19 protein-coding genes and 1 pseudogene are annotated in these 19390 nt (G+C 69.9%); 11 read left to right on the top strand and 9 right to left on the bottom strand.

What is annotated here, in order from left to right:
- The first annotated feature begins 7 nt into the window (after positions 1-7).
- Together ACFQ6S_RS25335 and ACFQ6S_RS25330 are read left to right on the top strand one after the other, a co-directional pair.
- On the top strand, positions 8-871 hold the full coding sequence (locus ACFQ6S_RS25335; protein WP_383413980.1) for a DUF5707 domain-containing protein: 864 nt from the start codon (positions 8-10) through the stop codon (positions 869-871).
- A gap of 191 nt (positions 872-1062) precedes the next feature.
- Positions 1063-1965 (top strand): hypothetical protein, encoded by a 903-nt coding sequence (locus ACFQ6S_RS25330; RefSeq protein WP_383413977.1) that lies wholly within the window; start codon positions 1063-1065, stop codon positions 1963-1965.
- A 71-nt stretch (positions 1966-2036) separates the two neighbouring features.
- On the opposite strand, the gene ACFQ6S_RS25325 is transcribed toward ACFQ6S_RS25330, so the two are convergent.
- Both ACFQ6S_RS25325 and ACFQ6S_RS25320 read right to left on the bottom strand, forming a co-directional pair.
- A complete protein-coding gene (locus ACFQ6S_RS25325) occupies positions 2037-4448 on the bottom strand; it encodes a cation-translocating P-type ATPase (RefSeq protein ID WP_383413974.1) in 2412 nt (803 codons plus the stop codon).
- 104 nt (positions 4449-4552) lie between these two features.
- Positions 4553-4849: a DUF2530 domain-containing protein gene (locus ACFQ6S_RS25320; protein ID WP_383413972.1), complete on the bottom strand. Its 297-nt coding sequence runs from the start codon at positions 4847-4849 to the stop codon at positions 4553-4555.
- A 118-nt stretch (positions 4850-4967) separates the two neighbouring features.
- On the opposite strand from ACFQ6S_RS25320, the gene ACFQ6S_RS25315 reads away from it, so the two are divergent.
- Positions 4968-6419, top strand: a complete 1452-nt coding sequence (locus ACFQ6S_RS25315) for an NCS2 family permease (protein WP_383413969.1) — start codon at positions 4968-4970, stop codon at positions 6417-6419.
- A 20-nt stretch (positions 6420-6439) separates the two neighbouring features.
- On the opposite strand, the gene ACFQ6S_RS25310 is transcribed toward ACFQ6S_RS25315, so the two are convergent.
- Complete coding sequence (locus ACFQ6S_RS25310; protein WP_126393051.1) at positions 6440-6622, bottom strand: ribbon-helix-helix protein, CopG family; 183 nt, start codon at positions 6620-6622, stop codon at positions 6440-6442.
- A gap of 118 nt (positions 6623-6740) precedes the next feature.
- On the opposite strand from ACFQ6S_RS25310, the gene ACFQ6S_RS25305 reads away from it, so the two are divergent.
- Both ACFQ6S_RS25305 and ACFQ6S_RS25300 read left to right on the top strand, forming a co-directional pair.
- Complete coding sequence (locus ACFQ6S_RS25305; protein ID WP_383413965.1) at positions 6741-7178, top strand: MarR family winged helix-turn-helix transcriptional regulator; 438 nt, start codon at positions 6741-6743, stop codon at positions 7176-7178.
- Positions 7179-7279: 101 nt separating this feature from the next.
- The gene (locus ACFQ6S_RS25300) at positions 7280-8551 is read left to right on the top strand and encodes an MFS transporter (protein ID WP_383413962.1); all 1272 of its coding nucleotides are present in this window, start codon (positions 7280-7282) and stop codon (positions 8549-8551) included.
- A gap of 14 nt (positions 8552-8565) precedes the next feature.
- Here the strand turns inward: ACFQ6S_RS25300 and ACFQ6S_RS25295 are convergent, their stop codons facing one another.
- Both ACFQ6S_RS25295 and ACFQ6S_RS25290 read right to left on the bottom strand, forming a co-directional pair.
- Complete coding sequence (locus ACFQ6S_RS25295) at positions 8566-9153, bottom strand: Uma2 family endonuclease (RefSeq protein ID WP_383413959.1); 588 nt, start codon at positions 9151-9153, stop codon at positions 8566-8568.
- A gap of 110 nt (positions 9154-9263) precedes the next feature.
- Positions 9264-9782 carry a GNAT family N-acetyltransferase gene (locus ACFQ6S_RS25290; protein WP_383413956.1) on the bottom strand — a complete coding sequence of 173 codons (519 nt, stop codon included), beginning with the start codon at positions 9780-9782 and terminating at the stop codon, positions 9264-9266.
- 25 nt (positions 9783-9807) lie between these two features.
- Between ACFQ6S_RS25290 and thpR the strand changes: the two genes are divergently transcribed.
- Complete coding sequence (gene thpR, locus ACFQ6S_RS25285; protein WP_383413953.1) at positions 9808-10380, top strand: RNA 2',3'-cyclic phosphodiesterase; 573 nt, start codon at positions 9808-9810, stop codon at positions 10378-10380.
- Between the two features lie 131 nt (positions 10381-10511).
- Here thpR and ACFQ6S_RS25280 read toward each other — a convergent pair whose 3' ends face one another.
- On the bottom strand, positions 10512-11504 hold the full coding sequence (locus ACFQ6S_RS25280) for an aldo/keto reductase (RefSeq protein ID WP_383413950.1): 993 nt from the start codon (positions 11502-11504) through the stop codon (positions 10512-10514).
- 30 nt (positions 11505-11534) lie between these two features.
- Entirely contained in the window at positions 11535-12548 is a 1014-nt protein-coding gene (locus ACFQ6S_RS25275; protein WP_383413948.1) for a GlxA family transcriptional regulator, read from the bottom strand.
- 185 nt (positions 12549-12733) lie between these two features.
- Between ACFQ6S_RS25275 and ACFQ6S_RS25270 the strand changes: the two genes are divergently transcribed.
- The 4 genes and pseudogenes from ACFQ6S_RS25270 to ACFQ6S_RS25255 all read left to right on the top strand — a co-directional run.
- Positions 12734-13312 (top strand): cysteine hydrolase family protein, encoded by a 579-nt coding sequence (locus ACFQ6S_RS25270; RefSeq protein ID WP_383413946.1) that lies wholly within the window; start codon positions 12734-12736, stop codon positions 13310-13312.
- Between the two features lies 1 nt (position 13313).
- Positions 13314-14039, top strand: a complete 726-nt coding sequence (locus ACFQ6S_RS25265; RefSeq protein ID WP_383413943.1) for an isochorismatase family protein — start codon at positions 13314-13316, stop codon at positions 14037-14039.
- A gap of 257 nt (positions 14040-14296) precedes the next feature.
- Positions 14297-15448: a hypothetical protein gene (locus ACFQ6S_RS25260; RefSeq protein ID WP_383413940.1), complete on the top strand. Its 1152-nt coding sequence runs from the start codon at positions 14297-14299 to the stop codon at positions 15446-15448.
- Positions 15418-16566 (top strand): annotated as a pseudogene (locus ACFQ6S_RS25255) (MFS transporter); the annotation flags it as partial. The gene ACFQ6S_RS25260 and the pseudogene ACFQ6S_RS25255, both read left to right, overlap by 31 nt.
- A gap of 154 nt (positions 16567-16720) precedes the next feature.
- Here ACFQ6S_RS25255 and ACFQ6S_RS25250 read toward each other — a convergent pair.
- Entirely contained in the window at positions 16721-17398 is a 678-nt protein-coding gene (locus tag ACFQ6S_RS25250) for a GDSL-type esterase/lipase family protein (protein WP_383413937.1), read from the bottom strand.
- A 99-nt stretch (positions 17399-17497) separates the two neighbouring features.
- Between ACFQ6S_RS25250 and ACFQ6S_RS25245 the strand changes: the two genes are divergently transcribed.
- Positions 17498-18472 (top strand): WD40 repeat domain-containing protein, encoded by a 975-nt coding sequence (locus ACFQ6S_RS25245; RefSeq protein WP_383413934.1) that lies wholly within the window; start codon positions 17498-17500, stop codon positions 18470-18472.
- A 48-nt stretch (positions 18473-18520) separates the two neighbouring features.
- On the opposite strand, the gene ACFQ6S_RS25240 is transcribed toward ACFQ6S_RS25245, so the two are convergent.
- The gene (locus tag ACFQ6S_RS25240; RefSeq protein WP_383413931.1) at positions 18521-19312 is read right to left on the bottom strand and encodes a TetR/AcrR family transcriptional regulator; all 792 of its coding nucleotides are present in this window, start codon (positions 19310-19312) and stop codon (positions 18521-18523) included.
- Between the last annotated feature and the right edge of the window lie 78 nt (positions 19313-19390).

Genomic DNA, 19390 nt, shown 5'->3' with positions numbered 1-19390 from the left:
GGAACGCATGCGCATGAGAGCCACCGTGGCCGCCGTCTCCGGCGCCCTGGCCCTGTCCGCCCTCGCCGTCCCGGCCGCGCAGGCCGGCAATGACAGCGACGCGAGCGTGAACAAGCCGAGCGCCGCCGAGCGTTTCGACGGCTCCCTGAACCGGTCGGCGTTCAGCACGGCCGCCGCCGCCGAGGCCGAGCCCGTCGTGTCCAAGGTGACGGTCAACTCCGGCAAGGCCGTGGCCGTCGGCACCACGTACGCCAAGACCTTCACGGTGTCGGTGACCGCCAGCCACGCCACGGGCATCCAGGACGCCTACGTCGACCTCTGGCACGGCACCGACCTCGAGAACATCGACGGCCTGCTGATGCCGAACGAGGAGGCCGCCACCTGCACCGCCTCCAGCGCCACCACCTCGACCTGCAAGCTCACCCTCACGGCGACGCCGGGCAGCGACCTGTACATGAACGCCCTGGCCGGCACCTGGCACGTGACCGCCGGTGCGCTCGCGGGCGACGGCAGCATCTACTGGAACGACTTCCAGACGACCCACCGGGTCCAGCGCTACTCGAAGCTGACGGTCAACGCCTCGCCGGAGCCGGTGAAGAAGGGCAGGACCATCACCGCCACCGGCAAGCTCTCCCGGGCGAACTGGGAGGACTTCAAGTACCACGGCTACACCAACCAGTCGGTGAAGCTGCAGTTCCGCAAGAAGGACAGCAGCACCTACACCACGGTGAAGACCATCAAGTCGAACTCGACGGGCGAGCTGAAGACGACCGTCACCGCTTCCACCGACGGCTACTTCCGCTACAGCTTCGCGGGCACCACGACCACCCCGGCGATCAACGCCACGGGTGACTTCGTCGACGTGCAGTAGGACGTACATCGGGCCGTGTGTCACGAACTCCCGGGCACTGTCCGGGGGTTCGTGACGCAGGTCACGAAAATTCCCCGCCGGCGAGACAACCGCCACCTCCGGGCGCGTATCTGATCACATGGGTCAACAGGCCCCCCGATCACCGGGCCCCGACGTGACCAGCGGGGCCCCTTTCCGTACCAGGGGAAAGCATGCGCATCAGAGCCACCGTGGCCGCCGTCTCCGGCGCCCTGGCCCTCTCCGCCCTCGCCGTCCCGGCCGCGCAGGCCGGCGACTCCGCCGCCTCCTACCAGGCCGACGTCGCGAAGGTCCGCAAGGCCGCGCAGGCCGCGTCGAGCCGTGCCGCGGGCAAGCCGTACGCCCTGAACGTCAGTTTCTCCAACCTCAAGATCGCCAAGACGGTCAAGGTCGGTACGACCGGCCACGTCGCCACGACGGTGACGTACACGCTGACCCACGGCGCGGACGTCGACATCACCGCCGCCGACTTCCTCACCGACCCCGTCCTCTACCGGGGCTCCGCCACCACGCCGGACAACATGCTCTACGGCGACAAGCCGGCCAAGTGCACCGCGACCTCCGCGACCGCCGCCAACTGCAAGGGCACGATCGACTTCTACCCGGGTGCCCACGAGCTCCGGAACACGGACGCCGGCACCTGGCGGGCCGCGGCGGAGGCCACCGCATTCAACGGCCAGGACCCGAACGGCGAGACCTTCGACATCACCAAGGTCGGCTACAAGCGCCAGTCCGGTATCGGCACCACGCTGATGCAGCGCGCCTCGAAGCTGACGGTCGACGCTTCGCCGGAGCCGGTGAAGAAGGGCAAGCCGATCACGGTCACCGGCAAGCTGTCCCGCGCCAACTGGGACCGCGGCACGTACAACGGCTATGTCGAGCAGCCGGTGAACCTGCAGTTCCGCAAGAAGGACAGCAACACCTACACCACGGTGAAGACCGTCAGGACGAACGCGACGGGCAACCTGAAGACCACCGTCACGGCCACCCAGGACGGCTACTTCCGCTTCACCTTCGCGGGCACGACGACGACTCCGGCGGTCAACGCGAAGGGCGACTTCGTAGACGTCCGGTAGAACATCGCCCCTTCAGGGGCGCGGGGAACTGCGCGACCGGCCACAGCGGACCCGCAGCAGTCAACGGCGCTTCACCGGCCGAAGCCCAGCGCAGCGGGCCGGCGGTCGACCCACTTCCAAGCGACCTCCAGGGCGACCGCCGCCCCCGCCGAGATCCCCACCGCGATCCACGGCATCGTCATCCCGACCAGCCGCAGCGCGAAGAACTCCTGCAGCCACGGCACCACCAGCACCACCAGGAACCCGAGGCCCATCGTGGCCACCAGCACGACCCGCCACCAGGTGTACGGCCGGGCGATGATGGCCAGGACCCACATCGAGATCAGGAAGAGCGTCAGCGTGGCGACGCTGGTCTCGGCGTCCAGCGCCCCCTCGCCCGTGTAGTAGTGCCGGGCGATCAGATACGTCCCGAAGGTCGCGACCCCCGCCACCACGCCGCCCGGGATCGAGTACCGCATGACCCGCCGTACGAAGTGGGGTTTCGCGCGTTCCTTGTTGGGTGCGAGGGCCAGGAAGAACGCCGGGACGCCGATGGTGAGGGTGGACAGCAGGGTCAGATGGCGCGGCAGGAACGGGTACTCCACCTGCCAGAACACCACCATCAGCGCCAGCAGCACCGAGTAGACCGTCTTGACGAGGAAGAGGGTCGCCACGCGCGTGATGTTGCCGATGACCCGGCGCCCCTCGGCCACCACCGACGGCAGCGTCGCGAAGCTGTTGTTCAGCAGCACGATCTGCGCGACGGCCCGGGTCGCCTCCGACCCCGAGCCCATCGCCACGCCGATGTCGGCGTCCTTCAGCGCGAGGACGTCGTTCACACCGTCGCCGGTCATGGCGACGGTGTGCCCGTGGGACTGGAGCGCCCCCACCATGTCCCGCTTCTGCTGCGGGGTCACCCGCCCGAACACCGTGCCGTTGTCGAGGGCGGTCGCCATCGCGTCCTGCTCGTGCGGGAGCGTGCGGGCGTCGACGGTCGTGCCGGTCAGGCCCAGCTTGTCCGCCACCGCGCCCACGGACACCGCGTTGTCCCCGGAGATCACCTTGGCCCGGACGTTCTGCTGCGCGAAGTAGCGAAGGGTGTCGGCGGCGTCGGGCCGCAGCCGCTGTTCCAGTACGACGAGGGCGGCGGGCTTGGCGCCCTCGGCCACCTCGGGATCGTCGAGGTCGCGGCCGGCGCGGGCGAGCAGCAGCACCCGCAGCCCCTGCTCGTTGAGGCGATCGGTTTCGGCCAGGGCCGGGTCGTCGGCGGGCAGCAGCACATCGGGGGCGCCCAGCAGCCAGGTACTGGCTTCGCCGTCGCCCTCGCTGAAGGTGGCGCCGCTGTACTTGCGGGCGGAGGAGAAGGGCAGGGACTCGGTGCAGCGCCAGTCCTCGGCGTCGGGGTAGACGTCGATGATGGCCTGCAGGGAGGCGTTCGGGCGGGGGTCGGACTCGCCGAGGGCGCCGAGCACCTTGCGTACGTACTCCTCGTCGGTGCCGTCCAGGGCCCGCAGTTCGGTGACGTCCATGCCGCCCTCGGTGAGGGTGCCGGTCTTGTCCAGGCAGACGGTGTCGACACGGGCGAGGCCCTCGATGGCGGGCAGTTCCTGGACGAGGCACTGCTGGCGGCCGAGCCGGATCACGCCGATCGCGAAGGCGACGGAGGTGAGCAGGACCAGCCCCTCCGGGACCATGGGCACGATGCCGCCGACGGTCCGGGCGATCGAGTCGTCGACGTCCCGGTTCTTCACGAAGAGCTGGGTGACGATCAGGCCGATCGCGGCCGGGACCATCATCCAGGTCACGTACTTGAGGATGGTGGAGATGCCGGAGCGCAGCTCGGACTGGACGAGGGTGAAGCGGGAGGCCTCCTCGGCGAGCTGGGCGGCGTAGGCCTCGCGGCCGACCTTGGTGGCCTGGAAGGCGCCGCCGCCCGCGACGACGAAGCTGCCGGACAGCACCTGGTCGCCCGGCTGTTTGACGACCGGGTCGGCCTCGCCGGTGAGCAGCGACTCGTCGATCTCCAGCCCGTCGGCCTCGACGCACACCCCGTCCACGACGGCCTTGTCGCCCGGCCCGATCTCTATCAGGTCGTCCAGCACGATCTCCGAGGTGCTGACCCCGGCTGCGACCCCGTCCCGCCGCACCAGGGGCCGTGCCTCACCGATCACCGCGAGCGAGTCGAGGGTCTTCTTCGCCCGCCACTCCTGGACGATTCCGATGCCGGTGTTGGCGAGGATCACAAAGCCGAACAGGCTGTCCTGGATCGGCGCGACGAACAGCATGATCAGCCACAGCACGCCGATGATCGCGTTGAACCGGGTGAAGACGTTGGCGCGGACGATCTCGGCCAGCGACCGGCTGCTGCGCACCGGAATGTCGTTGACCTGCCCGCGCGCGACGCGTTCGGCCACTTCGGCGGCGGTGAGCCCGCCCTTCGCCACCTGCACCGAGACGGGGTGCGCAGGGGTGTGCACTTCGGCGCTCGCGTCGGCATGCGTCATGCATTCGACGGTACGTGCGGATTTACGGCTTCACCCGCTGAGTGAGCGGAAGTTCCGACTTGGGGAGGACGGGGTGTCGTGCCCTGGTTGTAGGGCGCGCCGCCTCAGGACGACTGGGGTTCGCCGGTGGTTTCCCGGGCCGTCTCGACGGCGGCCGCCCGCTTGATGGCCGCGTCGCGCTTGCGGACGTACCAGATGCCGATGAGGCCGAGACCCGCGCCGGCCAGGCAGGTCCACACCCACCAGGTGTGCCCGTGGTCCTCGAACCAGCCGTAGAAGGGGAGCTGGACGACGAACAGGACGAACCAGATGATCGTGCCGCCGACGATGGTGGGGACCACGGGCCCCTCCAGGGGCTCCGGTGCCTCGTGCTTGATCGGTCCCGTGAAAAATCCGGCCATGGGGGACAGCTTACGAGGTGATCAGATCTACGCGCGGAGATGGCCGTTCGAGGCTTTATATGTTCATACTGAAACGGTTTGTGTCTGACCACTTCTCTTCGTAGGAAACACCAAAAGCATGCCCACCTCGGCTCCTGCCAAGGCCCCCACCCCTGAACAGCCGGGAGCCGGGCCCTCTTACGGCGCACTCGACCGCTTCTTCAAGATCTCCGAGCGCGGCAGCACGCTGCCCCGCGAGATCCGCGGCGGTCTCGCCACCTTCTTCGCGATGGCGTACATCATCGTGCTGAATCCGATCATCCTCGGCAGCGCGAAGGACATGTACGGCCATCAGCTGGACAACGGTCAGCTGGTCACCGCGACCGCGCTGACGGCGGCGCTCACCACGCTGCTGATGGGCGTCATCGGCAATGTGCCGATCGCGCTCGCCGCCGGTCTCGGTGTGAACTCGGTCGTCGCGCTCCAGCTCGCGCCCCGGATGTCCTGGCCGGACGCGATGGGCATGGTGGTCCTGGCCGGCTTCGTGGTCATGCTGCTCGTCGCCACCGGGCTGCGCGAGCGCGTCATGAACGCCGTGCCCTACAGCCTGCGCAAGGCCATCTCCATCGGTATCGGCCTGTTCATCATGCTGATCGGCCTCGTCGACTCCGGCTTCGTCTCCCGCATCCCCGACGTCGCCCAGACCACGGTCCCGCTCCAGCTCGGCGGCGACGGTCACCTCAACGGCTGGCCGGTGCTGGTCTTCGTCCTCGGCGCGCTGCTCACCCTCGCGCTGATCGTCCGCAAGGTCCCCGGCGCGATCCTCATCTCGATCGTCACGATGACCGTGCTCGCCGTCGTCATCGAGGCGGTCGTGAACGTACCGTCCTGGGGTCTGACGACCCCGAAGTGGCCCGGCAACCCCGTCGCCAGCCCGGACTTCGGTCTGATCGGCGAGGTCAGCCTGTTCGGCGGCTTCGACAAGGTCGGCGCGCTGACCGGCGTCCTCTTCGTCTTCACCGTCCTGCTGTCCTGCTTCTTCGACGCCATGGGCACGATCATGGGCGTCAGCGACGAGGCGAAGCTGACGGACGCCCAGGGGCAGATGCCGGGCATCAACAAGGTCCTGTTCGTCGACGGCCTCGCGGTCGCGGCGGGCGGCGCCAGCTCCTCCTCGGCCACCACCGCCTTCGTGGAGTCCACGGCCGGTGTCGGCGAGGGCGCCCGGACCGGCTTCGCGAACGTCGTCACCGGCGCGCTGTTCGGCGTGGCGCTGTTCCTGACGCCGGTCGCCACGATGGTCCCGTCGCAGGCGGCCACCCCGGCGCTGCTCGCGGTCGGCTTCCTGATCCTCGCGAACTCCGTCAAGGAGATCGACTGGGCCGACTACACGGTCTCGATCCCGGCCTTCGTGACGATGGTGATGATGCCGTTCACCTACTCGATCACCAACGGCATCGGCATGGGCTTCATCACCTTCGCGGTGCTGCGCCTGGCCGCCGGGCGGGGCCGGGAGGTGCCGGTGGCGATGTACGTCGTGTCGGCGGTCTTCACCTTCTACTACCTGATGCCGGCGCTGGGGCTCACGTAAGCCGTCTCACGTAAGCCGTCTCACGTAAGCCCGTAGAACTTCTCGGTCTCATCGACGGCCGACTGGAACCGCTCGTCGAAGTCATCACGGATGAGCGTCCGGACGACATAGTCCTGGACGCTCATTCCTCTTTTCGCCGCATGCTCTCGGAGTCGTTCGAGCAGCTCGTGGTCTATCCGCAGGCTGAGCACGCTGGTCCCCATGGGCACGAGGGTCGCGGCATCCATCGGTCCGGCGCGTCACGTTCCGCCACGAGATCACCCAGATGAGTGACATCGTACCCAGTGGTCTTTAGTCAGGGTAATGAGTTACTCTAAAGAGATGTCGGACCTTACCCATGGCGACGACGCTGCCGCCGTGAACTCCCTGCGCTCCGCCGTGATGCGACTGTCGCGCCGGCTCAAGCACCAGCGGGTCGACGAGTCGCTGAGCCCCACCGAGATGTCGGTCCTGGGCACCCTCTCCCTCTGCGGTAAGGCCACCCCCGGTGAGCTCGCCCGCAAGGAGCACGTCCAGCCGCCGTCGATGACCCGCATCGTCGCGCTGCTCGAGTCCAAGCGACTGGTCCGCCTGGAGCCGCACCCCGAGGACCGGCGCCAGAAGGTCGTCACGAAGACGGAGCAGGCCGAGGCGATGCTCGAGGAGAGCCGCCGCAAGCGCAACGCCTTCCTGGCCACCCTGGTCGAGGGTCTCGACGAGGACGAGTGGGCGAAACTGCGCGCCGCCGCCCCCGTGCTGGAGAAGCTCGCACACCTGTAAGCCGCGTTCACGAGGAGGCGAACCTGTTGAGTACGGGACCCGGAGCAGCTTCCGCACCCGCACCGATCACCACTTCTGGCCCTGTCCCCCGCAAGTCCTCGATGTTCAGCTCGCTGAAGGTCAGGAACTACCGCCTGTTCTTCCTCGGGCAGGTCGTCTCCAACACCGGCACCTGGATGCAGCGCATCGCCCAGGACTGGCTGGTGCTCAGCCTCACCGGCTCCGCCACCGCCGTCGGTATCACCACGGCCCTCCAGTTCCTGCCGATGCTGCTCTTCGGCCTCTACGGCGGTGTCCTCGTCGACCGGCTGCCCAAGCGGGGCACGCTGCTCGTCACCCAGACGGCGATGGCGTTCACCGGCATCGCGCTGGCCGTCCTCACCCTCACCGGCCACGTCCAGGTCTGGCACGTCTATCTGGCCGCCTTCGCCGTGGGCCTCGCGACCGTGATCGACAACCCGGCCCGGCAGTCGTTCGTCTCCGAGATGGTCGGCCCCGACCAGCTCCAGAACGCGGTCAGCCTGAACTCCGCCAACTTCCAGTCGGCCCGTCTGGTCGGCCCCGCCGTGGCCGGCCTGATGATCACCGGTGTCGGCACGGGCTGGGCGTTCCTCGCCAACGGCCTGTCGTTCGTCGCGCCGATCGCGGGACTGCTGCTGATGCGGGCGCGTGAGCTGTACCCGGTCCAGCGCGCCCCGCGCGGCAAGGGCCAGCTGCGGGAGGGACTGCGGTACGTCGCCGGACGCCCGGAGCTGATCTGGACGATCGTCCTCGCGGGGTTCGTCAGCACCTTCGGCTTCAACTTCCCCGTCTACCTGTCGGCCTTCGCCGACGACGTCTTCCACGCGGGCGCGGGTTCCTACAGCCTCTTCAACACGCTGATGGCGGTCGGCTCCCTGGCGGGCGCGCTGCTCGCGGCCCGGCGCGGTACGGCCCGGATGCGGGTGCTGATAGCGGGCGCGGTGGCCTTCGGCACGATGGAGATCGTGGCCGCGTTCGCCCCCTCCCTGTGGCTGTTCGCCCTGCTCATGGCCCCCATCGGCATGTTCGGCATGACGGTGAACGTCACCGCCAACAGCAGCATCCAGATGTCCACCGACCCGAGCATGCGGGGCCGGGTGATGGCCCTCTACATGATGGTGTTCATGGGCGGAGCGCCGCTGGGCGCGCCGATCGCCGGCTGGATCACGGACGCGTACGGCGTCCGGGCGGGCCTGGCGGTGGGCGGCGCGATCACGGCGGCGGCCGCCGTGACGATCGCCCTGGTGCTGGCCCGGGTGGGCGGACTGCGGCTGTCGGTGGGCTGGAACCGCGGGCATCCGCAGGTGCGGTTCGTGCCGCGGGAGCGGGAGCAGTTGGCTACAGCGGTGTAGGGGGCGCCCAGAAGTCAGTCGACGGGGAACTCGTCGGTCTTGAGAACAAGGCCGACGGGGGTGCTCGTCAGGTCGATGTCCTCCCCGAAGGGAAAGCTGACGTCGCTGTGGTACTTGCCGTCCTTCGGCAGGGTGTGGAGATGCCACTCGCCCGTGTACGGGTCCACGATCAGGTACGCCGGCACCTCGGCCGCGGCGTAGGCGTCCTTTTTCGGGCCGTGGTCGTTGGCCGCCGTGTCCTTGGAGATGACCTCGGCCACGAATTCGACGTCCTGATAGCGCCAGCGGCCCCTGCTGTCCTTCACCGACCGTTCGGCCATGGCCGCCAGGTCGCAGGCGAAGCCGTTCAGATGCCCGGGGAAGTCGATCCGCACATCCGATGCCAGGCGCTTGCGGGGGTACTTGGCGCGCAACTGCTCCGCGATGCCGAAGACGATCTCCCAGTGGTTCTGCCGCTGCGGTGACATGAAGATGTTTCCCCCGACGATCTCGACCTTCGTACCCTCGGGGATGGGCATCTTCTCGAGGCACTCGAACAAGACGTCCAGAGTCAGCTCGCCGCGCTCCTCGGCCATCTCGATCCTGTCGTCAAGGACGGTCATCGTGGCGCTCCTCCCCGGCTGCTCCTCGGGACGAGTGCAGCCGCGCAGTACAACGATACGCACGGTGACCGGGACACGTGTGGCCATGGTCACTCTCATGCCCGAAGCGGCTAGACCCGCCGCGCCAGCACCTGCCCCGGCCAGTCGTCCTTGCCCGTGTACGTCTCGGTGCGGATGAAGCCGTGTCTCTCGTAGTAGCGCACCAGCTTGCCGTCGTCGCCCGCGTAGCAGTCCACCCGGAGCAGGGAGACGCCTGCCCGGCGGGTCACCTCGACGGTGTGCGCGAGCAGGGCGCTGCCCACGCCGACGCCCTTGAAGCGGCGGTCGGAGGCGAGCCAGTGGATGTAGCGCTCGGGTTCGCCGGGCGGCGGGAGGTGGGAGAGGGGGGCGCCGGGAGCGTCGGTGAGGGTGAGAGTGGCGGCGGGCACGCCGTCGACCTCGGCGATGAAGGCGGTGCCCTCGTCCATGTCCCGGGTCACCGACTCCGCGACCCTGGGGTTCTCGGACAACGGCTTCGTCCCCCACTGCCCGGGCCGCCCCTGCCCGACCAGCCACTCCACACAGCTGTCGAGCATGCCGAGTATCGCAGGGAGGTCGTCGGGTCCGCCTTCCCTGATGGTGATCGTCATCGCCTCATGATGCCAGGCTGGGCTTATGAGACTCTTCGCCGCCGTGCTGCCGCCCGAGGACGTCACCCGTGAACTGGCCGCCGAAGTGGCCGAGTTGAGGAAGCTGCCGGGCGCGGACGGGCTGCGCTGGACCGGCCGCCCCGGCTGGCACTTCACCCTCGCCTTCTACGGCGAGGTCGACGACGACCTCGTTCCCGACCTGTCGGCCCGCCTGGAGCGCGCCGCGCACCGTACGCCGCCCTTCCGGCTGGCGCTGAGCCGCGGCGGGCAGTTCGGGCACGGGCGGGCGCTGTGGGCCGGCGCGGAGGGGGACCTCGCGACCCTGCGGCTGCTGGCGGACCGGAGCGAGGCGGCGGCGCGCAAGGCCGGGGTGCCGATGGGGGACCACCGGCGCTACAAGCCCCACCTGACGGTCGCGAGGAGCCGTTCGGCGGTGGACGCGGGGCCGTATGTCGCCGCCCTGGACGCGTTCACGAGCCGTACCTGGACGGTGGACGAGCTGGTGCTGATGCGCAGCGATCTGCCGAAGTCCGGGATCGCGGGGGAACAGCCCCGGTACGAGGTGGTCGCCCGCAGGCCGCTCACAGGGGCCGGTTAGGCTCGATGACGTGGACCCGAAAACCCGGAACCGGATCATGGCCGGTGCGCTCGTGCTGATGTTCGTGCTGGTGGCGCTGGCGGCGGCCCTCGGTAAGTGACCGAGGGCCACTGCCGCGCCCGCACGATCGCCTACCAGGCGAAGGCCTCCGGGGACGGACCGGGACCCGGGAAGATCTCATCAAGCCCGGACAGCAGCTCCTCGCCCAGCTCCAGCTCGGCCGCCCGCAGCGCGGAGGCCAGCTGACCGGCGGTGCGCGGGCCGACGATCGGGCCGGTCACACCGGGGCGGGTGAGCAGCCAGGCCAGGGCGGCCTCGCCGGGCTCCAGACCGTGCTTGTCGAGCAGGTCCTCGTACGCCTGGATCTTCCCGCGCGTGGCGGGGTCGGCGAGGGTGTCGGCGGCCCGCCCGGAGCTGCGCCGGCCGCCCTCGACCTCCTTCTTGATGACGCCGCCGAGCAGTCCGCCGTGCAGCGGCGACCACGGGATCACACCGAGGCCGTACTCCTGCGCGGCCGGGATGACCTCCATCTCGGCGCGGCGCTCGAAGAGGTTGTACAGGCACTGCTCGCTGACCAGGCCGATGGTGCCGCCGCGCCGGGCGGCGGTCTCGTTGGCCTGGGCGATCTTGTAGCCGGGGAAGTTGCTGGACCCGGCGTACAGGATCTTGCCCTGCTGCACGAGGACGTCGATGGCCTGCCAGATCTCCTCGAAGCCGGTGGCGCGGTCGATGTGGTGGAACTGGTAGACGTCGATGTGGTCGGTCCGCAGCCGCTTGAGCGAGGCGTCCACGGCCCGGCGGATGTTCACCGCCGACAGCTTGTCGTGGTTGGGCCAGGCCTCGCCGTCGGCGGCCATGTTGCCGTACACCTTGGTGGCGAGGACGACCTTGTCGCGGTTGGCCGCGTTCTTGGCGAACCAGTTGCCGATGATCTCCTCGGTACGGCCCTTGTTCTCGCCCCAGCCGTACACGTTGGCGGTGTCGAAGAAGTTGATGCCCGCGTCCAGCGCCGCGTCCATGATCGCGTGACTGTCGGCTTCGTCGGTCTGCGGGCCGAAGTTCATGGTGCCGAGGACCAGTCGGCTGACCTTGAGTCCCGTGCGTCCGAGCTGCGTGTACTTCATGGAGTGCACGCTAGCGACGTGGAGTGCGCTCTAGGCAAGAGCTCCCGAGGGGCCGCCGCGGCCGCGGAACCTCGCCCGGTACTCGCTGGGGGTCGTGGCCCGGCGGCGGTGGAAGGCCCGGATGAGGGTGTCGACGGTGCCGAAGCCGCAGACGGAGGCGATCCGGTCCAGGGTGTCGTCGGTGGTCTCCAGCAGGTTGCCCGCCATCTCGACCCGGGCCGACTCGATGTAGGCGTGCGGTGTCGTCTCCAGCTCGGACTTGAAGATGCGGGTGAGCTGCCGGTCGCTGACATGGGCGTACGCGGCGAGGTCCGCGACGGTGAGCCGCTCGTCGATGTGGTTGCGGATGTAGAGTCGGAGGTCCTCGATGCGCCGGGTCGTGGACACCCGCTCCAGCGGCACGCTGAACTGGGACTGCCCGCCGGGGCGCTTCAGGTACATCACCAGCTGGCGGGCGACGCGCAGCGCGACCTGCTCGCCGAAGTCCTCGGCGACCAGGGCGAGGGACAGGTCGAGGCAGGCGCTGATCCCCGCGCCGGTCCACACCTCGCCGGCCTCGCGGATGAAGATCGGATCGGGGTCGACCCGCACGGCCGGATGGTCGTCGGCGAGTCGCCGCGCGGTCGACCAGTGCGTGGTGGCCCGCTTGCCGTCCAGGAGCCCCGCGGCGGCGAGGATGTGCGCGCCGACGCACACCGAGGCCACCCGCCTGGTCCGGGTGGCCAGCATCTTCACCCGGGCCACCGTGCCGGGTTCGACGATGGGGTGGATGCGGCGCTCGTCGTCCACCTCGACGGAGCCCGGTACCAGCAGGGTGTCGATCGCCCGCTCGGCGACCTCCTGGAACGTGGCGTCGGGCAGGATCCGCACGCCGGCCGCCGTCCGTACCGGCTCCGTCGTCTCGGCGGCCAGGACGACTTCGTAGCCCACCCGCTCCGCTCTCTCGCGCGGGACGAGGGAGAACACCTCCGGTGGGCCGGTGACGTCGAGCAGGTCGACGCCCTCGAACAGCACGATCACGATCAACCGGTTCACGGTCCCCACCGGTAACCCCCTGTTTCGCTCCCCGACATGGGTGTCGGTTTCTGCCCATGGCGCGTCATTGCCGACGCACCGGTTCCGGCCATAGCGTCGCATGTGTGTTCAACAGGTTGTTGAACATCTCCGTTGAACACCCCTGTTGAGCCTCTCCGTTGAACCGCTCAACTCCCGGAACCTGGAGGAGATCTGTGACCAGCAAGACGCTGCGCGAACTCGGCGGTGCCGACACCACTCCCGCGGCCCTCGCGTCCTCGACGCTCGTCCTCGTCGACTACCAGAACACCTACACCCGCGGTGCGATGGAACTCGACGGCTGGCAGCCCGCCCTGGAAGCGGCGGCGGACCTGCTGTCCCGTGCCCGCGCCGCCGGGGCCGCGGTCATCCACGTCCAGCACGACGGCGGCGAGGGCTCGCCCTACGACATCCGCACCGAGATCGGCGAGATCCACCCCTCCGTGGCGCCGGCCGACGGCGAGCCCGTGGTCGTCAAGCAGGCACCGGACGCCTTCCACGGGACCGATCTCGGCACGCTCGTCGACGAGGCCGGGAACGAGACGGTGATCGTCGCCGGGTTCATGACCCACATGTGCATCGCCTACACGACGGCGTCCGCGGCCCTGCGCGGCAACAAGCCCACCGTCCCGGCGGACACGTGTGCCGCCCGGTCGATCGTGAACGTGTCCGCCGACGAACTGCACCGCAGCGCGCTCGCGGCCATCGCCGACGCGTACGGCGTCGTAGTCGCCTCCGGGAAGGAGCTGGCCTGACGTGGCGGAGCAGGGGAGCGGCAACTCCCGACGCGGGTTCCTCAAGGCGGGCGGCGCGGCCGTCGTCGGCGGCGCCGCCGTGTTCGGCGTGACCCGCCTGGGCGACACCCCCGCGCAGGCGGCGGAGGCGGACACCTCGGGCACGACGACGCTGCGGAAACTCAACGGCCTTGCCGACAAGCCGGCTTCACTCGGCTCGGCCACGCTGATCATGGTCGACTACCAGAACACCTACACCCGGGGGGTGATGGAACTCGACGGCTGGCAGTCCGCCCTGGACGCCGCCGCCGAACTGCTGGACGCGGCCCGCGAGGCGGGCGGGAAGGTCATCCACATCGTCAACGACGGTGGGGCGGGCACCCCGTACGACATCCGCAGGCCGATCGGCCGGATCCACGACCGGGTCGGGCCCGCCGAGGGTGAGCCGACCGTGGTGAAGAAGGCCCCCAACGCCTTCGTGAACACCGAGCTCGGCACCCTCGTCGACCGGGCGGGGCACGAGAACCTGGTCATCGCCGGGTTCATGACGCACATGTGCGTGACGTTCACCGCCGAGGGCGCGTTCCTGCGCGGGAACAAGCCCACCGTGGTCGCCGACGCCTGTGCCACCCGGCCGCTGCCGTCCGTCGGCGGCGGGCTGTCCGCCGACCAGATCCACCAGAGCGCGCTGGCGACGATCGCCGACCTGTACGGCGTCGTCGTCCCCTCCCACACCGCGCTGCGGTAGGTCGTGTCCGCAAAGTCCCGTCGTCCGCCCGGAGGGCGGGCCCCGTCGCGGGGCAGGCGGGACTTTGCGGACACGGCCTAGCGCTCGCAGCCTCCCTCTCCGGCCTCCCTCCAGCCCCACGCCGGAGAGGGAACACCCCCTCGCATTGCTCCCCGCGTCCCGGCCCTTCGTGGCTCCCGGCGGGTCAGTTCCCCCCACGCCACCGCTTCCCCCACGGCGGGAACACCTGACGACCGATTCGTTACGGAGAGCAAGTCATGGCAACACGCCGGACCTTCATCGGCGGGGCGGGCGGCATCGGCGCCGCGACGTTCCTCGGACACACCGCCGCACAGCCGGACACGGCAGCCGCGGCCGTCCTCGACGCGGCGCCCGCGGCGGAGGCGGTGAGCACCCAGACCGCCGCCCGGGACTCCATCCGCGCGGTGAACGCCGCCATGCGCACCAACTACGCGGCGCTGAAAGCCGACCTGGTCAAGAACCTCGGGCCGGTCATCGTGGTGCAGAACGACGCCAAGGGCGGCACCTTCACCCTCGTCCACGAGGGCAAGCGGTACGTCGAGCACCCGGTGGCCGAGGAGTTCGAGCTGGCGAAGTCCATCGCCCATGTGCCGCTGGGGATCTACTCCACCCTCGCGGAGTACCTCTCCGACAAGGTCCCCAACGTCGGCAACGCCGACCGGATCGACGCCCACGACCTCGACATGGTGGCGATGAAGGGCCCCGGCACCGACGCCTGGACGACGCCGCTGGAGGCCTTCGCCGACACGCTGACCACCGCGAAGAACAACCTCCCCGCGGCGAGGCTGCCGCAGAAGCTGCAGAACTCCTGCGCGAAGATCCTCGACGAGGCCCTGACCTTCATCGCCGACTCCATCCGCGCCCGCGCCTTCGACATCGCCTCGTTCCAGAGCTTCGCGGCGCGCGTCTACCCGGCGATCCGGGTGAACATGACGTACGCCGCCGAGGCGCAGATCTCCGGCGTGCAGGGGCTGTGCCGGAAGTGGCGGACGCAGATCGGCGAGGCCGCCTGGGCCGACCTGTACACGGTGGTGCTGTCGATCTGGACGACGTCGGTGCTGAACCAGGCCGAGATCATCATCAAGCCGATGATGAACCAGAAGAAGGTCGACACCCATCTGATCGACATCCCCACGGCACAGCTGCCGTCGGACCCGATCGGAGTGGCCCTGGACAACCTGGCGCGGATCGTTCAGGACAACATCGCCGCGGAGCTGGTCTTCGTCTCCGACGTCAAGGTCGCCGACGCCCTGAAGGGCAAGGAGGACCTGCTGTCCGACGAGATCCTCAAGCAACTCGGCACGCCCGCCTCCGCCGGGGCCACCGGCGTCGCGTTCCGCGCCGCGGGCCGGGCCAAGTGCCCGGTCAACCACAGCCTGAGCATCTGACCGCACCACACCCCGAAGGCCCGGCGGCCCTCTCCTGGACGGAGGAGGGGGCCGTCGGCACGGCCACGGGGAACAACGGGGGAACACACGTGACCACCAGGCTGTGGCTCGTCGTCGGCCTGATTCTGCTCGCCATCAATCTCCGCGCGGCCATCACCGGGATGCCGCCGCTCATCGGGAACGTACAAACCGCGCTCGCCCTGTCCGGCGCCCAGGTCAGTGTGCTGGCGACGTTACCCGTGCTGTGCCTGGGCGCCTTCGCCTGGCTCGCACCCCGCCTGGCCCGCCGGATCGGAACCCCGGCCGCCGTGCTCGCCGCCGTCGCTTCCGTGGCGCTCGGTGCCGTGGTGCGCGCGATGCCGTGGCCGGCGGCGCTCTTCGCCGGAACGGTGCTCGCCGGGGCCGGTATCGCCGTCGGGAACGTGTTGCTGCCCGCGGTCGTCAAGGACCACTTCGGCCCGCGGATCGGCCTGTTCACCGGCCTCACCATGACCCTCATGGCCGTCTCCGGCGCACTCTCCGCGGCGGTCGCGGTGCCGCTGAGCACCGTGACCGGATGGCAGTTCGCCCTCGCGGTGTGGGCGGTGCCCGCCGTGCTGGCCGCGGCGGTGTGGGGACTGCTGGCCGCACCGGGAGCGGACGGCCGGCACCGCGGGACGCCGCCCGCGGCGCCGGGGCCGGCGGGCGGATCGCTGCTGCGCTGCGCGCTGGCCTGGTGGGTGTCGGCGTTCCTCGGACTGGTCTCGCTGATGTTCTACGTGCTGGTGGCATGGCTGCCGCGGATCATGCACGCGAACGGCTACACCGAGGGCCAGGCCGGGCTGATGATGTCGGTGATGCTGACCATCGGCATCCCGCTGGCCTTCGTCGTCCCGCTGGCCGCCGCCCGCATGCGCGGCCAGCGTCTGCTGGTGCTGGCCGTGATCGCGGCCAAGGCGCTCTCCCTCGCGGGGCTGCTGCTCGCTCCCGCTCTGGGCTGGGTGTGGGTGTGCCTGCTCGGCGCGGCGACCGGGAGCGCCTTCCCTCTGGCCATCACGCTGCTCGGGCTGCGCACGGACGGCCCGCGGGCCGCCGCCGACCTGTCGGGGATGGCGCAGACGACGGGCTACCTGCTGGCCGGCCTCGGCCCGCTGGCGATGGGAGTGCTGCACGACGCCACCGACGGCTGGCAGGTGCCGCTCGCCGTCCTGATCGCCCTGCTGGTGCCGGAGGCGATCGCGGGTCTCCTCGCCGCCCGCCCCGGCCACGTACGCGCCCGCGAGCGAGCCGCCCTCAGACGTCGTCGTACGGCTCGCCCAGCCCCCACGCCTGATACATCGCCGTCGCGAACGCCGCCGCGATCTTGTGCTCCCCGCTCGCGTTCGGGTGCGTGCCGTCGTACGTGTCGAGGTGGATGTCGTACGACGGCGGCGGCGACGCCGGCAGCAGCGGTGAGCGCGGCTCGTCCAGGTCCGCCACCGTCTTCGCCAGCAGCTCGTTGAAGCGGGCAACCTCGGCGGCGAAGGGCGGATCGGCCTCGGCGCGCACGTTCGGGATGACGGGGAGTACGACCATCCGCACGCGCGGGTTCGCCGACCGCGCCTCGGCCACGAACTCCCGTGCGTTCTGCGCCGTCTGCTCCGCGTCCGTGTAGAAGCCCAGGTCGATCAGGCCCAGCGACACCAGCAGCACATCCGCCCGGCACGTCCGCACCGCCTCGCCGATCAGCGGCGCCATGTGCTGCCAGCCCTCGCCCCAGCCGGCCAGGTGCGCACGGGGGAAGTCGGGGTCCGCGTACTCGTACGACGTGGGAGCGTCCGTGGCCTTGTCGTACAGCGTCTCGCGCGGACCGACGACGGCGAAGGGGCCGCCGTACGTCTCGCGCAGGTGCTGCCACATGCGGTAGCGCCATGTGTGTTCGCCGGCGCTGCCGATGGTCATGGAGTCGCCGACGGGCATGAACCTGAGCATCCGCTCATGATGGACGATCGCTACCGATAGGTAGGGCCCGGCGGGGTGTGAAGCCTGCCACGCCGCCCGAACGGCCGGAGCGGATGGCAGGCTTGGGGCATGCGCCGACCGCTAGCCATCCTCGCCGGGGTTCTCCTCACCGGTGCGTTCACCCTGCCCGCCTCCGCCGCCGACGGCGACGAGGACTTCACGATCAAGGACCCGCGGATCACGGAGTCCAGCGGTCTCGCCGCCTCACGTCAGCACCCGGGCATCTACTGGACGCACAACGACCAGGACAAGGGCGCCTATCTCTACGCCGTGGACAGCAGCACCGGCGAGACGGTCGCGACGATCACCATGACGGGCGTGGGCACCCCGCGCGACGTGGAGGCGATCTCCATCGGGCCGGGGAACGAGATCTGGGTCGGCGACATCGGCGACAACGACGGCGTGACGTGGCCGTACGTCTGGCTCTACCGCCTCCCCGAGCCCAAGACGCTCAAGGACCAGACGATCCGCGCCACCCAGTACGTGGTGAAGTACTCCGACGGCACCCGCGACGCCGAGTCGATGGTCGTGCACCCCAAGACCGGCCGGGTCTACATCATCGACAAGCACGAGGACGGCGGGCACCTGTACGAGGGACCGGCCGAGCTCTCCCCGTCGGGCACGAACGTGTTCAAGCCCACCACCCCGGTGGACCTGTGGGCCACCGACGCCGCCTTCTCCCCGGACGGCGAGACACTCGCCGTGCGCGGATACCTCGGCGGCATCGCGTACGACTGGAACGGCGGCAAGCTCAAGCGGCTGGAGCGCATCAGCGTGCCGCTGGGCCAGGGCGAGTCCGCCAGCTACTCGCCCGACGGCAAGAAGCTCATGCTCGGCATGGAGGGCGCGGGCAGCACCGTCGTGGCCGAGGACGCCCCCGGGGGTGTCGGCTCCTCCGACTCGTCCTCGGGCAGCGGGAGTTCGGCCTCCTCGGACGACGACGGCGACGGCGGCCCGACCGGCGACATCAAGGTCGGCGCGGTGGCGGTGGTCGTCGCGTGCGTCGTCCTGCTCGGACTGCGCAGGCTGTTGCGCCGCAGGTGACGGGCCGGGCGGGGAGTGTGTCCCGCCTCCCGTGCCTTCCCTCCCGTGTCATCCCTCCCCGCGGCGTTCCTCCGCGCGCCGGGCGACGAAGACCTCAAGGCCGTCCAGGATCCGCTGCAGCCCGAACTCGAAGTGGTCGAAGTCGGGTCCCCAGGTGTTCTCGTCGAGGGATGCCATGAGGGGGTAGCGGCCGGACGCCAGCACCTTCTCCAGCATCGGGGTCTGGGCCTCCCAGAACTCCGTGTCCGTCAGCCCCGTCCGGCGCTCCGCCTCCAGCTGGTACAGCTGGGTGCGCGCGGCCCCGACGACATAGCCGTCGATCATGATGATCGCGGAGACCAGCTCGGGGTCGGGCAGGCCCATCGGGCGGATACGTGACAGCACCTTCTCCATGCCGTCCAGGGCGCTCGGGCCGAGGATCGGGCGGGACTGGTTGACCTGGAGCAGCCAGGGGTGCCGGCGGTAGAGGTCGAGGGTCGCGCGGCCCAGCGCCTGAAGCGCCGAGCGCCAGCTGTCGTCGCCCAGGTCGGCCGGGTTCTCGGAGGGGCGCTGGACGCGGTCCAGCATCAGGTCGAGCAGCTCGGCCTTGCCGGGGAGATAGCGGTACAGCGACATCGTGCCGGTGCCCAGCTCGGCGGCGACCCGGCGCATCGACACGGACTCCAGGCCCTCGGCGTCCGCGACCCGGACGGCCGCTTCCACGATCTGGTCCAGGGTCAGGGCCGGCTTGGGCCCGCGACTCGGGCGCCGGCCCGTGTCCCACAGCAGCTCCAGCGTGCGGACGATGTCGCCGCTGCCGCTGGTCTCCGTACCGCTGGTGCCGCCCTTGCCGCTCGTCATGCGGTTCAGCTTAAGTCCTGCCGAAAAAACTGGGTACGGCGTACGCGTAATCGGGTACGGTGTACTCAATTACCGAGA

The organism is Streptomyces sp. NPDC056479, from assembly GCF_042795335.1.
GTDB lineage: Bacteria > Actinomycetota > Actinomycetes > Streptomycetales > Streptomycetaceae > Streptomyces.
Note: the sequence above shows the minus strand (reverse complement) of the source record. Positions and strands in the feature narration are given on the sequence as shown.

Excerpts from the sequence above, each read along its gene's own strand:
- ACFQ6S_RS25335 (WP_383413980.1), top strand. The coding sequence starts at position 8 with ATGCGCATGAGAGCCACCGTGGCCGCCGTCTCCGGCGCCCTGGCCCTG.
- ACFQ6S_RS25330 (WP_383413977.1), top strand. The coding sequence starts at position 1,063 with ATGCGCATCAGAGCCACCGTGGCCGCCGTCTCCGGCGCCCTGGCCCTC.
- ACFQ6S_RS25325 (WP_383413974.1), bottom strand. The coding sequence starts at position 4,448 with ATGACGCATGCCGACGCGAGCGCCGAAGTGCACACCCCTGCGCACCCC.
- ACFQ6S_RS25320 (WP_383413972.1), bottom strand. The coding sequence starts at position 4,849 with ATGGCCGGATTTTTCACGGGACCGATCAAGCACGAGGCACCGGAGCCC.
- ACFQ6S_RS25315 (WP_383413969.1), top strand. The coding sequence starts at position 4,968 with ATGCCCACCTCGGCTCCTGCCAAGGCCCCCACCCCTGAACAGCCGGGA.
- ACFQ6S_RS25310 (WP_126393051.1), bottom strand. The coding sequence starts at position 6,622 with ATGGGGACCAGCGTGCTCAGCCTGCGGATAGACCACGAGCTGCTCGAA.
- ACFQ6S_RS25305 (WP_383413965.1), top strand. The coding sequence starts at position 6,741 with ATGTCGGACCTTACCCATGGCGACGACGCTGCCGCCGTGAACTCCCTG.
- ACFQ6S_RS25300 (WP_383413962.1), top strand. The coding sequence starts at position 7,280 with ATGTTCAGCTCGCTGAAGGTCAGGAACTACCGCCTGTTCTTCCTCGGG.
- ACFQ6S_RS25295 (WP_383413959.1), bottom strand. The coding sequence starts at position 9,153 with ATGACCGTCCTTGACGACAGGATCGAGATGGCCGAGGAGCGCGGCGAG.
- ACFQ6S_RS25290 (WP_383413956.1), bottom strand. The coding sequence starts at position 9,782 with ATGACGATCACCATCAGGGAAGGCGGACCCGACGACCTCCCTGCGATA.
- thpR (WP_383413953.1), top strand. The coding sequence starts at position 9,808 with ATGAGACTCTTCGCCGCCGTGCTGCCGCCCGAGGACGTCACCCGTGAA.
- ACFQ6S_RS25280 (WP_383413950.1), bottom strand. The coding sequence starts at position 11,504 with ATGAAGTACACGCAGCTCGGACGCACGGGACTCAAGGTCAGCCGACTG.
- ACFQ6S_RS25260 (WP_383413940.1), top strand. The coding sequence starts at position 14,297 with ATGGCAACACGCCGGACCTTCATCGGCGGGGCGGGCGGCATCGGCGCC.
- ACFQ6S_RS25250 (WP_383413937.1), bottom strand. The coding sequence starts at position 17,398 with ATGCTCAGGTTCATGCCCGTCGGCGACTCCATGACCATCGGCAGCGCC.
- ACFQ6S_RS25245 (WP_383413934.1), top strand. The coding sequence starts at position 17,498 with ATGCGCCGACCGCTAGCCATCCTCGCCGGGGTTCTCCTCACCGGTGCG.
- ACFQ6S_RS25240 (WP_383413931.1), bottom strand. The coding sequence starts at position 19,312 with ATGACGAGCGGCAAGGGCGGCACCAGCGGTACGGAGACCAGCGGCAGC.